Source organism: Microbacterium kribbense, from assembly GCF_039537285.1.
GTDB classification, from domain to species: domain Bacteria; phylum Actinomycetota; class Actinomycetes; order Actinomycetales; family Microbacteriaceae; genus Microbacterium; species Microbacterium kribbense.
This window is the reverse complement of the sequence record NZ_BAABAF010000005.1, coordinates 102,112-117,280: the sequence shown is the minus strand read 5'-3', so window position 1 is coordinate 117,280 and position 15,169 is coordinate 102,112. Positions and strand designations below refer to the sequence as shown.

At 69.9% G+C, this 15,169-nt stretch carries 14 protein-coding genes; 6 read left to right on the top strand and 8 right to left on the bottom strand.

From position 1 onward, the window contains the following. Positions 1-21: 21 nt before the first annotated feature. Positions 22-1,056 carry a hypothetical protein gene (locus ABD705_RS07775; protein WP_344782248.1) on the top strand — a complete coding sequence of 345 codons (1,035 nt, stop codon included), beginning with the start codon at positions 22-24 and terminating at the stop codon, positions 1,054-1,056. Between the two features lie 521 nt (positions 1,057-1,577). On the opposite strand, the gene guaB is transcribed toward ABD705_RS07775, so the two are convergent. Continuing rightward, positions 1,578-3,080 carry an IMP dehydrogenase gene (gene guaB / locus ABD705_RS07770; protein ID WP_344782246.1) on the bottom strand — a complete coding sequence of 501 codons (1,503 nt, stop codon included), beginning with the start codon at positions 3,078-3,080 and terminating at the stop codon, positions 1,578-1,580. A gap of 283 nt (positions 3,081-3,363) precedes the next feature. Here guaB and ABD705_RS07765 point away from each other — a divergent pair, with 283 nt between their 5' ends. From ABD705_RS07765 to ABD705_RS07750, 4 genes are all read left to right on the top strand, one after another. Beyond that, positions 3,364-4,791 carry an ABC transporter permease subunit gene (locus ABD705_RS07765; RefSeq protein ID WP_344782244.1) on the top strand — a complete coding sequence of 476 codons (1,428 nt, stop codon included), beginning with the start codon at positions 3,364-3,366 and terminating at the stop codon, positions 4,789-4,791. A gap of 1 nt (position 4,792) precedes the next feature. Continuing rightward, the gene (locus ABD705_RS07760; protein ID WP_344782242.1) at positions 4,793-5,770 is read left to right on the top strand and encodes a branched-chain amino acid ABC transporter permease; all 978 of its coding nucleotides are present in this window, start codon (positions 4,793-4,795) and stop codon (positions 5,768-5,770) included. Positions 5,771-5,840: 70 nt separating this feature from the next. After that, on the top strand, positions 5,841-6,803 hold the full coding sequence (locus ABD705_RS07755; protein ID WP_344782433.1) for an ABC transporter ATP-binding protein: 963 nt from the start codon (positions 5,841-5,843) through the stop codon (positions 6,801-6,803). Next, positions 6,800-7,540 (top strand): ABC transporter ATP-binding protein, encoded by a 741-nt coding sequence (locus ABD705_RS07750; RefSeq protein WP_344782240.1) that lies wholly within the window; start codon positions 6,800-6,802, stop codon positions 7,538-7,540. The genes ABD705_RS07755 and ABD705_RS07750 overlap by 4 nt, the downstream gene beginning before the upstream one ends. A gap of 246 nt (positions 7,541-7,786) precedes the next feature. Here ABD705_RS07750 and ABD705_RS07745 read toward each other — a convergent pair whose 3' ends face one another. The 3 genes from ABD705_RS07745 to groES form a co-directional block, all read right to left on the bottom strand. Then, positions 7,787-9,058 (bottom strand): ABC transporter substrate-binding protein, encoded by a 1,272-nt coding sequence (locus ABD705_RS07745; protein WP_344782238.1) that lies wholly within the window; start codon positions 9,056-9,058, stop codon positions 7,787-7,789. Between the two features lie 174 nt (positions 9,059-9,232). After that, positions 9,233-10,186 carry an EamA family transporter RarD gene (rarD, locus tag ABD705_RS07740; protein ID WP_344782236.1) on the bottom strand — a complete coding sequence of 318 codons (954 nt, stop codon included), beginning with the start codon at positions 10,184-10,186 and terminating at the stop codon, positions 9,233-9,235. A gap of 81 nt (positions 10,187-10,267) precedes the next feature. Further along, positions 10,268-10,564, bottom strand: coding sequence for a co-chaperone GroES (groES, locus tag ABD705_RS07735; protein WP_344782234.1), 297 nt, complete (start codon positions 10,562-10,564; stop codon positions 10,268-10,270). Positions 10,565-10,767: 203 nt separating this feature from the next. Between groES and ABD705_RS07730 the strand changes: the two genes are divergently transcribed. Beyond that, complete coding sequence (locus tag ABD705_RS07730) at positions 10,768-11,958, top strand: class I SAM-dependent methyltransferase (RefSeq protein ID WP_344782232.1); 1,191 nt, start codon at positions 10,768-10,770, stop codon at positions 11,956-11,958. Between the two features lie 13 nt (positions 11,959-11,971). On the opposite strand, the gene ABD705_RS07725 is transcribed toward ABD705_RS07730, so the two are convergent. Genes ABD705_RS07725 through tsaB form a run of 4 tightly spaced genes read right to left on the bottom strand, consistent with a single transcriptional unit; the run spans position 11,972 to position 15,063 of the window. Beyond that, positions 11,972-12,604: a hypothetical protein gene (locus ABD705_RS07725; protein ID WP_344782230.1), complete on the bottom strand. Its 633-nt coding sequence runs from the start codon at positions 12,602-12,604 to the stop codon at positions 11,972-11,974. Next, positions 12,601-13,665, bottom strand: coding sequence for a tRNA (adenosine(37)-N6)-threonylcarbamoyltransferase complex transferase subunit TsaD (gene tsaD / locus ABD705_RS07720; protein ID WP_344782229.1), 1,065 nt, complete (start codon positions 13,663-13,665; stop codon positions 12,601-12,603). Before tsaD ends, ABD705_RS07725 begins: the two co-directional genes overlap by 4 nt. Then, complete coding sequence (rimI, locus tag ABD705_RS07715; protein WP_344782228.1) at positions 13,655-14,269, bottom strand: ribosomal protein S18-alanine N-acetyltransferase; 615 nt, start codon at positions 14,267-14,269, stop codon at positions 13,655-13,657. The genes tsaD and rimI overlap by 11 nt, the downstream gene beginning before the upstream one ends. Continuing rightward, positions 14,266-15,063, bottom strand: coding sequence for a tRNA (adenosine(37)-N6)-threonylcarbamoyltransferase complex dimerization subunit type 1 TsaB (tsaB, locus tag ABD705_RS07710; RefSeq protein ID WP_344782227.1), 798 nt, complete (start codon positions 15,061-15,063; stop codon positions 14,266-14,268). Before tsaB ends, rimI begins: the two co-directional genes overlap by 4 nt. Positions 15,064-15,169: the final 106 nt, after the last annotated feature.

Here is a 15,169-nt window from a genome sequence, read left to right as displayed (position 1 = left end):
CCGATCTCATGGCGGACGACGGTGAGCAGGTCCATGTGCGACGTGCCGCTGCCCCAGCCCCACCCGGCGGCGTCGGAGTCGATGACCACGGCGCTCGATCCTTCGGATCCCAGGTCGAGGTCGGGCAGGTCGCCCACGCTCGCGGTGAACCCGCTGAACGACGCGGTGGGATCGACGGCGTGCCACTCGCTCTCGGCCTGGGCGACCGCGGAGGCCAGCGCGCTCGCCGACAGCGGCGCGTCCGTGACCGGCGTGCTGGGGGCTGAAGCCGCCTGCAGCAGGTGCGTGCCGTCAGAGATCGTGCTCGACGAATCGGTCGGAGCAGGGCTCGGCGTGGGGGTCGGCGTGGGGGTCGGCGTCGGCGTGGGCGTGGGGGTCGGCGTGGGCGTGGGGGTCGGCGTGGGCGTGGGGGTCGGCGTGGGGGTCGGCGTGGGCGTGGGGGTCGGCGTGGGCGTGGGGGTCGGCGTCGGCGTGGGGGTCGGCGTCGGCGTCGGCGTCGGCGTCGGCGTCGAACTCTTGCCCGAGCTGCACGTGACCGAGTTGCCGTCGGCCGAACGCACGCAGACCATCTGCGACCCGGTGCTCGTCGCGGTAGGTGTCGGAGTCGGGGTCGCCGTGGGTGCGCTCGAGGCGGACGGCACCGGCACCGGTGTGGTCGTGGTCACCTGGATCGTGACCGGGCGCGAACTGCCGGTCGGCGGGACGACGACGCGGACGGACTTCACCCTGGTCTGCTTCTGCGCAGGAAGAACCGGCGCCGCGGTGGCTGTCACCGCCGGGGTCGACGCGGGCGTGCTCAGCCCGGTGCTCGGTGCCGCGGGCGCGGCCACCGGCGCCACCGGAGCGGCCGGCGCCGCGGCGATCGGAGCCGCGACTGCGACGAGGGATCCGCTCATCGGGGTGACGGCCATGGCCAGCGATACGACCAGCGTCAGGAGGGGGCGTCCAGCCCAGCGTGCGGGCACAGAAAAGCGTGTGCTGGCATGGCGCGGCATTTTGCCGATCGCAGGCATCGCAACAGCTTCCCCAAGGCGACCAAAAGGATCGCAAGCTTGAGCGCAGCCCGGAGTGCGTAAGTCGAAACCCGAATTCGACCGACCCGGCACGGCGTTCGAGCGAAAACGTATACCCCAGTCACGAGGCACGTCAAGGAGGGCCTTGCGGAGGACGACGGAAACCGCCGCCGCGCGATGTCCGGGAGGGCACAGAGCTCCGACGCGCGACATCCGCCATATACGGGCACCTGCATATATCCCTCGATCAGGAATTTCTAAGGCAAGGACCACCCAGACATCGGCGAATCACACCAAGTTCGGACCCATCCGCCCAGACGCATCCGAACTTCGCGCGATCCTCCGAACCCTGTCAGAGGGCAAGGATGGATGCCGCGGGGGTGCCGCACCGCGCGACCGTTCGGCGGCGCCGGTCTCAGCCGCGACACCCAGCACGGCGCCAGCCACGCTCGCGCGGTACACACCGACACCCGCGTATGAAAACAACGGGCGCGGGCGTCAGAAACGGGCGCGCGGCCCGGCAGCCGCTGGCGCGCCGCCCAGCGGCCGCCAGGCCCGGCGGGCCTACTTCTTGTAGTTGGGTGCCTCGACGACGATCTGCACGTCGTGCGGGTGCGATTCCTTGAGGCCGGCGGCGGTGATCCGCACGAACTTTCCGCGTGCCTTGAGCTCTTCGACGGTGCGTGCGCCGACGTAGAACATCGACTGACGCAGCCCGCCGATCAGCTGGTAGGCGACGGCCGAGACGGGGCCGCGGTAGGCGACCTGGCCCTCGATGCCCTCGGGGATGAGCTTGTCGTCGGTGGGGACGTCCGCCTGGAAGTAGCGGTCCTTCGAGTACGACGTCTTCTTGCCGCGGGTCTGCAGCGCGCCCAGCGACCCCATCCCCCGGTACAGCTTGAACTGCTTGCCGCCCTGGAACACGATCTCGCCCGGCGACTCGTCGGTGCCGGCGAACAGCGATCCGATCATGACGGTGTCGGCCCCCGCGACCAGCGCCTTGGCGATGTCGCCGGAGTACTGCAGACCGCCGTCGGCGATGACCGGGATGCCCGCCTCGCGGGCGGCCAGGTACGCCTCGTACACCGCGGTCACCTGCGGCACGCCGACGCCGGCGACGATGCGGGTCGTGCAGATCGACCCGGGCCCGACGCCGACCTTGACGGCATCCACCCCGGCATCGATCAGCGCCTGCGCGCCCTCACGGGTCGCCACGTTGCCGCCGATGATGTCGATCCCGGCGAACGAGGGGTCGGCCTTGAGCCGCGTGATGATGTCGATGACCCCGGCGGACTGGCCGTTGGCGGTGTCGACCACCAGGGCGTCCACGCCGGCGTCGCGCAGCGCTTGTGCGCGTTCCCACGCGTCGCCGAAGAAGCCGATCGCGGCGCCGACGCGCAGCCGGCCCTGCTCGTCCTTGGTGGCCAGCGGGTACTTCTCGCTCTTGTCGAAGTCCTTGATCGTGATCAGGCCCGCGAGCTTGCCCTCGTCGTCGATCAGCGGCAGCTTCTCGACGCGGTGCTTCGCGAAGGTCGCGATGACCTCGCCGGCGCTGATGCCGACCGGCCCGGTGATCAGGCCCTCCTTGGTCATGACATCGCGCACCTTGGTGGTCTGGCGCTCGAAGCCCGACACGAACCGCATGTCGCGGTTGGTGATGATGCCGATCAGGTGCCGATCGGCATCGATGACCGGCAGGCCCGAGATGCGGTACTGCGCGCACAGCGCGTCGACCTCTTCGATCGAGGCATCCTCAGTCGTCGTGATCGGGTTGGTGATCATGCCCGACTCGCTGCGCTTGACCTGGTCGGCCATGCTCGCCTGGTCCTCGATCGACATGTTGCGATGCAGGATGCCGAGGCCTCCCTCACGGGCGATGGCGATCGCCATCCGCGCCTCGGTCACGGTGTCCATCGCCGCCGACAGCAGCGGGGTGGCGACCGTGATGCGCCGGGTCACGCGCGAGGAGGTGTCCGCCTCGCTCGGGATGACATCAGTGTGTCCGGGCAGCAGCAGCACATCGTCATAGGTGAGGCCGACGAAACCGAAGGGGTCGGGCTGGTCCATCAAGGCTCCTTTCGCGCCCACGGCGCGTACCGAGCGGCGGGGCGCCCCCCGCCGATATCTCATTGTAAGCGCGCGGGGGCGCGCGGCATTCCCGAAGGCGCCCGCGCTTAGCACACCGCGTCGACAGAGCATTGTGCGCACATTTCGGTCGGGCGATAGGACAACGCGCCGCTCACAGGTTACGCTCAGACGGTCACCCCTGACGGGTCGCGCCCACGACCCCTGCTGCGCAGTCAAGGAAGCCGCGCGGCTGGAGGGGCGGCGTTCTCAATGTGGAGGTTGCGTGAGACTGAACACCCCGGCGCCACGCCGACCCGCAAAATGGGCGGTGGCGCTGATCGGCGCAGCCGCCGCTGCATTGATGCTGCTGACGGTGCCCGCCGGCGCGGCCTTCGCGCAGGAACAGGCGGATGCCCCGACCACCGTTGCCGTCACCGCGGCCGCGTCGCAGACGGCCCCCCACGCCGCCACGCACACCACCACTGCGGCGTCGCACGCCAGCGCTCGGATCGCCCCGGCGGACGAGAACACGCCGAAGACCGACTTCTACTTCGCCGGTTTCATCTCGTACAAGGACAAGCCGCTGGCGGGCGTGGTGATCGCCGTCGCGGGCAACGGGTTCAGCGCCAGCACCAAGACCGACGTGGACGGCCGCTGGAAGCTGTATGTGCCCAAGAGGGCGACCTACACGCTGACCGTCGACGAGTCGACGCTGCCCAAGGGCGTCATCGTCGCCGGCGACTCCGCCTCGCAAGAGGTGAAGTTCGGTCTGACGAACACGAAGATCGTCAACCTGTTCCTCGGCCAGGGCGAGCGCGTGACTCAATCGATGTTCAGCCAGTTCATCGGCCGGGCCGTGCAGGGCATCAACTTCGGCCTGCTGCTGGGGCTCGCCTCGATGGGCGCCGCGCTGATCTACGGCACGACCAAGCTCGCGAACTTCGCGCACGCCGAGATGGTGACCTGGGGCGGCCTGGTCGCCCTGATCGCGACGAGCGTCTGGCAGCTGCCGCTGTGGCTGGGTCTGATCGCGGCGGTCCTCGCCGGCGGACTGCTGGGCTGGGGGATGGATGCCGCGCTGTGGCGCCCGCTGCGCCGCAGAGGCCTCGGAGTCGTGCAGGTGATGATCGTCAGCATCGGCCTGTCGCTGGCGCTGCGCTACTTCTTCCAGTTCCTGATCGGCGGCGGCACCGAGCAGCTGCCGGGTTCGAGCCCGACGCCGATGCAGCTCGGGCCGATCTCGCTGTCCTACATCGACCTGATCAGCATGGGCGTGAGCTTGATCGCGATCCTGGGCGTCGCGTACTTCCTCACCCGCACCAGGATCGGCAAGGCCACGCGGGCCATTTCGGACAATCCGCAACTGGCTGCGGCATCCGGCATCAACGTCGACCGGGTGATCCGCATCGTGTGGATCCTCGCGGCGGGACTGGCCGCGATCTCGGGCGTGCTGTGGGCGTACTACCGTCCCGGCGTGAAGTGGGACATGGGCGTGCAGATGCTGCTGCTGATCTTCAGTGCGATGACTCTGGGCGGCCTCGGCACCGCGTTCGGGGCGATGGTCGGCTCGCTGATCGTCGGTGTCGCGATCGAAGTGTCCACGCTGTGGATCCCGTCGGATCTGAAGTACGCGAGCGCGCTGATCGTGCTGATCATCATTCTGCTGGTGCGCCCACAGGGGTTGCTGGGACGCCGAGAGAGGCTGGGCTGACATGGACTGGGGAAGCATTCTCAGCAACACCGCGGTCTATCTGATCAGCCCGGTCACGGTCGCGTACGCCCTGGCGGCCACGGGCCTGGCCGTGCACTTCGGCTACGGCGGCCTGCTGAACTTCGGCATGGCGGCGTTCATGGCCGTCGGCGGCTACGGCTATGCCATCTCGGTGATCTCGTTCTCACTGCCGTGGTGGCTCGGCATGCTCATCGGCCTGGCCGCCGGCGCCCTGTTCGCCCTGGTCCTGGGCATCCCGACCCTGCGCCTGCGCGCGGACTATCTGGCCATCGCGACGATCGCCGCGGCCGAGATCGTACGGCTGCTGTTTCTGACCGAGGTGTTCCAGAAGTGGACCGGCGGTTCGGGCGGACTGGCTGGCTACCACGCCGGCTTCCGCGGCGCGAACCCGTTCCCGGTGGGAACCTACGGGTTCGGCCCGTGGACGTTCAACCAGAACGAGCTGTGGGAGCGCGTGTTCGGTCTCATCCTGCTCGCGATCTCGATCGTGCTGGTGTGGCTGCTGATGCGCAGCCCCTGGGGACGCGTGCTCAAGGGCATCCGCGAAGACGAGGACGCCGTGCGGGCCCTGGGCAAGAACGTGTTCGCGTTCAAGATGCAGTCCCTCGTGCTCGGCGGTGTCATCGGCGCGGCCGGCGGGATCGTGTTCATCCTGCCCTCGGCCGCCGTGCCGGGCAGCTATTCGACCTCGCTGACGTTCTTCCTGTGGACGATCCTGCTGCTGGGCGGTGCGGCCACGATCTTCGGCCCGACGCTGGGCACCGTGATCTTCTGGGTGGTGTTCGCCTTCCTCGGCAATGTGCTGCCCGACCTGGCCGCCGCCGGCGTCCTGCCGGTGTCGACCTTCCAGGCCGGCACCATCCGGTTCATCCTGGTCGGCGTCACGCTGATGCTGCTGGTGATCTTCCGGCCGCAGGGACTGCTCGGCGACAAGAGGGAGATGACCTTTGTCAAATAACCCGCCCAGTGAACTGCCGGAGGGCGCCGGCTCGCCGCACGCCTCGGAGCCCGCACCGACCACGGACGGCATCCATGTTGCGAAGTCGACTGGGCTCGCCAAGGGGGCGCCGGTGCCCGGCGTCGCCAAGAACGACCCGATCCTGGTCATCGACAATGTCAAGCGTCATTTCGGCGGACTCACCGCCGTGGATGTCGACCACCTCGAAATTCCGCGCGGCACGATCACGGCGCTGATCGGACCCAACGGTGCCGGCAAAACCACGCTGTTCAACCTGCTCTGCGGGTTCGACAAGCCCAACTCGGGCCACTGGGCGTATGACGGCACCGAGCTCGCCGGCGTGCCGTCGTTCAAGGTGGCGCGGATGGGCCAGGTGCGCACCTTCCAGCTGACCAAGGCGCTGTCGCTGCTGACCGTGCTCGAGAACATGAAGCTCGGCGCACCGAACCAGCGCGGCGAACGCTTCTGGTCGAGCCTGTTCCCGGCGCTGTGGCGCCCGCAGGAGCGCGAGATCGAAGAGAAGGCGCGCGACCTGCTCACCCGGTTCAAGCTCGACACCAAGGAGCAGGACTTCGCCGCGTCGCTGTCGGGTGGGCAGCGCAAGCTGCTCGAGATGGCGCGCGCGCTGATGTGCGACCCGCAGCTGGTCATGCTCGACGAGCCGATGGCGGGCGTGAACCCGGCGCTGACCCAGTCGCTGCTCGGGCACATCCTCGGGCTGAAGGATGCCGGGATGTCGGTGCTGTTCGTCGAGCACGACATGCACATGGTGCGCCACATCGCCGACTGGGTGGTCGTGATGGCCGAGGGGCGCGTCGTCGCCGAGGGGCCGCCCGAGACCGTGATGGAGGACCCGGCCGTCGTCGACGCGTACCTGGGCAGCCATCAGGACGTCGACCTGGGGGTGGTCACCGGGCGCATCGAGGGCGAGCTGAACACCTCGGCGATCCGGCTGCTCGAGGCGATCGAAGAAGAAGTCGAGGAGGCCGGCGGCGAGGATGCCGAGGGCCCGGACGGGAGAGACAAGCCGTGACCGATCAGCGCACACTCGTCGTCGAGGTCGAGAACGTCAAGGCCGGCTATCTGCCGGGCGTGGACATCCTGCACGGCACGAATCTGGTCGCGCACCAGGGCGAGCTCGTCGGCATCATCGGCCCGAACGGCGCCGGCAAGTCCACGCTGCTGAAGGCGATCTTCGGGCTCGTGCAGGTGCGCGGCGGCGACGTCCGCGTCAACGGCGAGAGCATCGTGGGGCTCAAAGCCGACAAGCTGGTCGCGCGAGGTGTCGCGTTCGTGCCGCAGACCAACAACGTGTTCCCCTCGCTGACGATCGCCGAGAACCTGCAGATGGGACTGTTCCAGAACCCGAAGATCTATCGGGAGCGGCTCGAGTTCGTGACCGGGATCTTCAGCGAGCTGGGCTCGCGGCTGAACCAGCGTGCTGGGTCGCTGTCGGGCGGCGAGCGCCAGATGGTGGCGATGTGCCGCGCACTGATGATGGACCCGACCGTGCTGCTGCTGGACGAGCCGTCGGCGGGGCTGTCGCCGGTGCGCCAGGATGACGCGTTCATCCGTGTCTCGGACATCAACAAGGCGGGCGTGACCACGATCATGGTCGAGCAGAACGCGCGGCGCTGCCTGCAGATCTGCGACCGCGGGTACGTGCTCGATCAGGGCAAGGACGCCTACGAGGGCACCGGTCGCGATCTGCTGAACGATCCCAAGGTGATCGGCCTGTACCTGGGCACCCTGGGCACCGAGGCCGCGTAGCCCCTCCCCTGCGCTGCGCTGCGTCGGGCACCCGTGTCCGTGCCCGCGCTCGCCGCCCCGCCGCCCCGCCGCCCCGCCGAGAAGGCGCACCTCGCGCCGAGAAGGCGCGTTCCACGCCGAGAAGGTCCGTCCCACGCCGAGAAGGTCCGGGCCCGCTACACACCACCTCGCCGACAAACACACCACCTCGCGAAAGCACAGCAGAAGTGCCCCGGGCCATCGGCCCGGGGCACTTCTGAATGCGGACTAGTTGGTCCGGGTGTAGGTGTTGTCGGCGTTGTACTTGAAGATGCCGATCACCGCACCGTGCGGGTCGCCCTTCGCGTCGAACGCGCTCTCTCCGGAGTAGCCCTGGTAGGCCGGCACGCCGCCGTCGTTGATGATCTTGGCGCACTTGACGAAGCTGTCGCACTTCGTGCCGTTGCCGGATCCGCCCGAGACCTCCTGCATCTTGGCTGCCATGTCCTTGCCCACGGTCGACTTCGCTGCCAGTGCCGACAGCGACATCAGCACGACGGCGTCGTAGGCCTCGGCGGCGTAGGTGAAGTCCTTGACCTCGCCGTTGCCCTTGCCGGTCCAGTACTTCTGGACGCGGCTGGTGAAGTCATCCGCCAGCTTCGGCCCGGGGCGGGTGCCCTGGGCGCCTTCGAGCGAGACCGACATGTCCTTCTTGTTGCTGTAGTCGACCGTGTTGCCGTCGACCAGGTAGAAGTCCTTCGACGGCAGACCCGCGTTGACCATCAGCGGGCCGATCGTCTTGAACTGGTCGAACGAGACGACCGCGACCGCATCCGGGTTCGCCGCCTTGATCGTGGCGACCTGCGAGTCGAACTGCGCGTCACCGACGTTGTACGAGGCCTCTGCGACGACCTTGCCGCCGGTGGACTCGAACGTGCTCTTGATCGCTGCCGCCAGGCCCGTGCCATACGGGTCGTTCTGGTAGATGATGCCCAGCGACTTGTGGGCGTCCTGCGCGATCAGGTTGCCGAGCACTTCGCCTTGCAGCAGATCGCTGGGCGCGGTGCGGAAGAACAGGCCGTTCTTGCCCGGGAAGTCGGTGAAGTCCGGCGACGTGTTCGACGGCGACACGGTGAGGATGCCTGCGGCGACGTTGCCGTCCAGGATCAGCTTCGTGACGCCCGACGCAGCCGCTCCGACCATTCCGGTGATGCCCGCGCTGCGCAGCTTCGTGACCGAGGTCTCGTACGCCTTCGTGTCGGTGTCACCCTCGTCGGCGGCCGTGTAGTCGATCGTGATGCCGGTCTTGGCTTCGTTGACCTCCTGGACGGCCAGTCCCACGGCAGCCTCCATGGGCGGGCCGAGGAATGCCAGCGAACCGGTTTCGGGCAGCAGCGACCCCATCTTGAAGGTCAGCTCCGTTGCCGGCCCTGCTGAAGTGTTCCCCGACGGGGATGCTGACGGCGTGCTGCTGCAGCCCGCCATAACGAGAGCCGCGGCACTTGCCAGCGTGAGGATGGCAACGCCCCTTCCGCGGCGCAGGCCCTTAAGTCCGTTCATGGTGCTCCTTTGCTTGACGTGGTCGTGCCACGTCCTCCCACCATATGGCGAGAACGCGCCTGATGCGGCTCCGATAAGTATCGGTGCGTTAACGATCCGCGCCCGACGGGCGGGGCGGATGCCACAACCGGCATACTGTGACCCTCATCGCCGCCGGGCACCGGCATCCGCGCCTCAGGTGATGTCGGCGACGGGGTTGATCCCGGGCGCGTCGTGCGCGCGGCGCACGGCGATCAGCGAGTCGATGGTCAGGACGATCAGAGCCACCCAGACCAGGGCGAAGCCGATCCATCGCTCCAGCGGCATGTCCTCGTGCAGGATCGCGGCGCCGATGACGAATTGCAGGATGGGGTTCAGGAACTGCAGCAGGCCGACCAGGCTCAGCGGCGCGCGCCGGGTGGCGGCGGCGAACAGCAGCAGCGGCACCGCGGTGACCACCCCGGCCATCAGCAGCAGCACCCCGTGTCCGATGCCGGCGGTGCCCACCGTGATCCCAGTGGTGGCACTGACCCAGATCAGCATGCCGGCGGCGACCGGGATCAGCCACGCCGTCTCGAGGGCCAGCCCGCTGAGGGCGTCCACCGACGGGCCGATCCGGTTCTTCACGAGCCCGTAGAAGCCGAACGAGAACGCCAGCAGGAGGGAGATCCACGGCATCTTGCCGTAGCCGATCACGATGACGGTCACGGCCGCGGCAGCGAAGCCGATCGCCGCCCATTGCAGGCGGCGCAGCCGCTCGTGCAGCACCAGCACGCCCAGCAGCACCGTGACGATCGGGTTGATGAAGTACCCCAGGCTCGCTTCGATCACGTGCCCGGTGAGGGTCGCGATCAGATAGACGGTCCAGTTGACGAAGATCAGCACGCCCGCCAGCGCCGACAGCCCCAGCAGCCGCGGCTGGCGCACGATGCGGCCCAGGGCCGACCATCCGCGCATGACGGAGATGGCGATGACGCAGAACACCACCGTCAGCAGCACCCGCCAGGCCACCACCTCCCAGGGGCCGGAGGGCAGCAGCGCGATGAAGTACAGCGGGAACAGGCCCCACAGCAGGTAGGCGACGAACGCGTACGCGCCGCCGACGACGGCCGGGCGCGCGCGCGGGCCGCCGGCATCCTGCTGTGTCACTTCTCCACCTTCTCACCACGACCGGCCCCGACACGACGAAGGGTCCGCAGGCCGAAGCCTGCGGACCCTTCGCGCACAGAACTAGCGGACGACGATCGCCAGGACGTCGCGAGCCGACAGGACGAGGAACTCGTCAGCGCCGAACTTCACCTCGGTCCCACCGTACTTGCTGTACAGCACGCGGTCGCCGACGGCGACGTCGAGCGGGACGCGGTTGCCGTTGTCATCGATGCGACCCGGACCCACGGCGACGACCTCGCCCTCCTGGGGCTTCTCCTTCGCGGTGTCCGGAATGACCAGACCACTCGCGGTGGTCTGCTCGGCCTCGACCTGCGTGATGACGATGCGGTCCTCGAGCGGCTTGATGGAAACCGACACGGTCTACCTCTTCCTTGTTGAGACTGAAGACTCGTTAGCACTCTGACGTGCCGAGTGCTGATCCCAGTTTATGCATGAGTTGGCACTCACGCAACGCGAGTGCCAACTCGGCGGGTGCTCGTGCTCGCGTCCGGCAGGTGCGGATGCTGGGCGGTGCTCGTGCTCGGCGGGCGCGGGGGCCGGTGCGCCCCTACGCTGGACGGGTGCAGATGTCTGAACTGACGGCCCTGCTGACCCCGCACGGGCTGGCGCTGCTGGGCGATCTCGGGCCGATCTCCTCCACGGCCGAGGCGGCGCAGGCGGTGTCGCGGCTGCGGGCGGCCGGTGAGGCGCCCGACCTGGTCGCGGCGGTGGTCGGACAGGCGCACCTGCGGCAGAAGGCGACCGCGAAGTTCGGCGAGTTCGCGAGTCGGATGCTGTTCACCCGCGCCGGTCTCGAACAGGCGACCCGGTTGCCGGTGGCCGCGCGCCACGCCGGCCGGATGCGGGCCGCCGGCCTCACCCGCATCGCCGATCTGGGCTGCGGCATCGGCGGCGACTCCCTCGCGTTCGCCGGCGCCGGCCTGACGGTGCAGGCGGTGGATGCCGACGAGGTGACGGCGGCGATCGCCGCCTACAACCTGGCCGTGTTCGGCGCGGATGTGACCGTGACGCACGGGCAGGCCGAGACATCCGACCTGGGCGTCGTCGACGCTCTGTGGCTGGATCCGGCCCGCCGCACGGCCGGGCACCGTGAGACGCGACGGGTGGGCGCGGCCGACTATGCGCCGCCGCTGGAGTGGGTCTTCGACGCCGCGGCGAGCCGGCCGACGGGTGTGAAGCTGGGGCCCGGGCACGACCGCGCGGCGCTGCCGGCCGACGCCGAGACCCAGTGGGTCAGCGCCGACGGCTCGGTGGTCGAGCTGGTGGTGTGGACCGGTGCCCTGGCGCGGCCGGGTGTGCGGCGTGCGGCACTGGTGCTGCGCGACGGTCGGGCGCACGAGCTGACGGCAGCCGCGGATGCCCCAGATGCCGCGGTGCGCCCGCTCGGCGGCTACCTGCACGAGCCCGACGGCGCAGTCATCCGGGCGCGGCTGATCGGTACCGTGGCACAGCAGTTGGACGCCGGCATGCTCGATCCTCGGATCGCGTACCTGACCGGCGACGGCGCGGTCACGAGCCCGTTCGTGCAGTCGTTCCGGGTGCGCGAGACGATGCCCGCCAATGCCAAGGCAATCAGTCGCGTGCTGGTCGCGCACGGGATCGGACGGCTCGAGATCAAGAAGCGCGGCATGGATGTCGACCCCGCCGCATTCCGTCGCTCGCTGACGCTGCGCGGCGACGCCGAGGCGACGCTGGTGCTGACGCGGGCCGGCGGCAAGCACGTGGCGATCCTCGCCGACCGGGTCGGGTGAGGGCGGGGCGCAGTCAGCTGAAGAGGCCGCCGTGGTTGGCGGTCCACAGCAGCCAGCCGGCACTGTAGAGCACCGAGAGGATGCCGAGGGCCAGCGCCCAGCCGGCGACCACGCGGCTCTCCAGTGGGCGCCGCAGGCCGACGCTCGCGGTGACGATGGCGACCAGTCCCAGCGGGAATCCCCAGCCGACGAAGAACGACACGACCAGGCCGACGATCGCCAGGCCCAGTGCCCAGCCGGCCCAGCCGCGGTGCGGCCTTGCGGGCTCGGGCTCCAGCCATTGCGCGTCGGCCAGCAGGTCGACGTGTTCGTCCGGGCCGGCGGTGGTCGGGGGCACATCGACCGGGGCAGTCGGCAGCCGGCCGAACCCGCCGCGGTGCTCGCCGGGCAGACTCGTGCTCGGCTCGCTGCCGAGGTCGATCCCGCGCGCGGACGCGTCCGGGTTACTGGGGCCGGCCGACGCGGTCCCTTCCGACTCGCCTACTTCGTCCCCCGCCGCGTCGTCCGCCACGGCGGCCACGTCACTCGCGACACCGTCCGCCGCGGGCCGCACGCCGGCGGCGCCTTCGGTTCCCGGGCGCTCCGCCTCGCTGCGCTCGCCCAGCGATTGGTTCATCGACGCGTCATCCTGCTCAGGCGCACTCATGCGGCATCCGATTCAGCGACCTGGATCTCGGTGACCGGCAGCGTCGAGTCCGCGCCGAAGGCGAGCGTCGACGGGCGGCGACCGGCCGCGATCAGCTGACCGGCCAGGCCGGCGATCATGGCGCCGTTGTCGGTGCACAGGCGCAGCGGCGGGATGCGCACCGTCACGCCGGCCGCGGCGGCGCGCTCCAGGGCGACCTCGCGCAGGCGGCGGTTGGCGATCACTCCCCCGCCCAGCAGCAGGCGCGGCACGTCGTGCCGGGCACAGGCATCCAGCGCTTTGGTGACCAGCACATCGACGACCGCCTCGCGGAAGCCGGCGGCGACATCCGCGATCGGCACCGGCTCGCCGGCCGCCTCGCGCTGCTCGACCCAGCGGGCGACGGCGGTCTTCAGGCCCGAGAACGAGAAGTCGTAGCGGTGCGCGGCCATGTCCGACGCACGTGACAGCCCGCGCGGAAAGCGGATCGCGGTCGGGTCGCCGCCGGTCGCCGCCCGATCGATCTCGGGACCGCCGGGATAGGGCAGGCCGAGGATGCGCGCGACCTTGTCGAACGCCTCGCCGGCGGCGTCATCCATCGTCTCGCCGAGCAGCTCGACGTCCGCCGTCAGCTCGCGCACGAGCAGCAGCGAGGTGTGCCCCCCCGAGACCAGCAGCGCGACGGTCGGGTGCTCCAGCGGCTCGGCGTCGAGCACGTCGGCAGCGATGTGGCCGACGAGGTGGTTGACGGCGTAGAGCGGCTTGTCCAGCGCGACGGCGAGCGCCTTGGCGGCGCCGACGCCGACCATCAGGGCGCCGGCCAGGCCCGGACCGGAGGTGACCGCGATCGCATCGAGGTCGGTCAGCGCGACCTGCGCCTCGGCCAGGGCGGCGGCGATGGCCGGCTGCAGTGCCTCGAGGTGCGCGCGGGCGGCGACCTCGGGCACGACGCCGCCGTAGCGGGCGTGCTGTTCCATGCTGCTGGCGATGGTGTTCGACAGCAGCGTCCGGCCGCGGACGATGCCGATCCCGGTCTCGTCGCAGCTGCTCTCGATGCCCAGCACGAGCGGTTCAGGCGTCATCTCGGGTCCCTTCCTGCGCCGGGTTGGCCGCCGCGCCGCGCAGAACTCCTTCGATCCGCGCCGCAATGCCCGAATCAGGCCCGTTCCGCGCCGATTCGGCCGATTTCAGAGGAGTTCTGGCCGCCGGGTCGGCCGCACGAACGCGCAGATCGGCCTGCATCACGATCGCGTCGACGTCGTCGGGCTGGTAGTAGTGCGCCCGGCGGCCCACCTCGCGGAACCCTTCGGACGCATACAGCGCCTGGGCGACCGGGTTGTCGGCGCGCACCTCGAGAAACAGGTCGCGCACGCCGCGCGCGACGGCCTCGTCGATGAGGGCATCCAGCAGCATCCGGCCCCAGCCACGGCCGCGGGATGCCGCCGCCACGGCGATCGTCTGGATGTCTCCGTCGCGCGACCGGCTCGGCGCGCGCAACCCGCCATAGCCGGCGAGCGCGCCGCCCGATTCGAGCACCAGGTAGCGGCCATGCGGCGAGACGAGCTCGTCGCGCATCAGGCGCTCGCTCCAGGCGTCGGTGGGGAAGGATGCCCGTTCCAGCGCCATGATCGCGTCCAGGTCGTCGCGGGTGGCGGTGCGGATGGCCGCGCCGTCGTCGGGCTTCATGCGCTGACCTTCTTGGGCGGAGCCGGCGGGACCACGTCGGGCGAACGCAGGTAGAGCGCGTCGGCCGGGCCGACCACCCGGCCGGCGGCGAGCGCACGCGCCGCGACCAGCGCGATCATCGCGGCCGACACCGCGTGCGCGTCGACGCGCTCGGCGCCCTCCGCGGCCAACACCGCATCGAGCGCGTCCCGGTGGGCCAGCTGCGGCCCGGCCACCCGGATCGGCAGCCCGTCGTCGCCGATCCCGTCGTACACCGAATAGGCGAACTCGCGGCGCCGCGCGTCGGTGGCGACGGCGAACCGGCCGGGCTCGGCATCCGGCGCGTCGGTGAGGACATCATGCAGCAGGCGCTCCAGCGCGATGGCATCGTGGCTGACGACCGGGATGACCGGAATGCCCCGCCCCAGCGCGAACGCCCGCGCGGCGGCGATCCCGATGCGCAGGCCCGTGAACGGCCCCGGCCCCATGCCTGCGGCGACGTGGGTGATCTGCTCCCGCACGCCACTGCCCGATCCGGAATTGCGCCCATTGCCCGACACCGAAGCCTCCCGGCTGTCTGAACCGGAAGTTCGCGCAGTATCTGACCCGGAAGTTGAGGACGCGAAAAAGGCATCGCCGGATGCCCGCGACACGCCGCGACGCACCTCCGGATCATCGATCACCTGCTGCAGCAGCGTGCCGATCACTTCGGCATGCGCGAGCGGGTCGGCGCTGGACACCTGCGCGCGGATCACCCCGTCGGCGTCGATCAGGGCGACCGACGTGCCGAGGGAGGTGTCGATGCCGAGAATCACGTCTCCAGGGTAGTCGGCGGCTCTGGATGCCTGCCACGCGGGGATATCAGGTATGTCGCGGCCGCCCGCCGCGCCGGGGCATCAGGTGCACCGCGGCCGTCCGCCC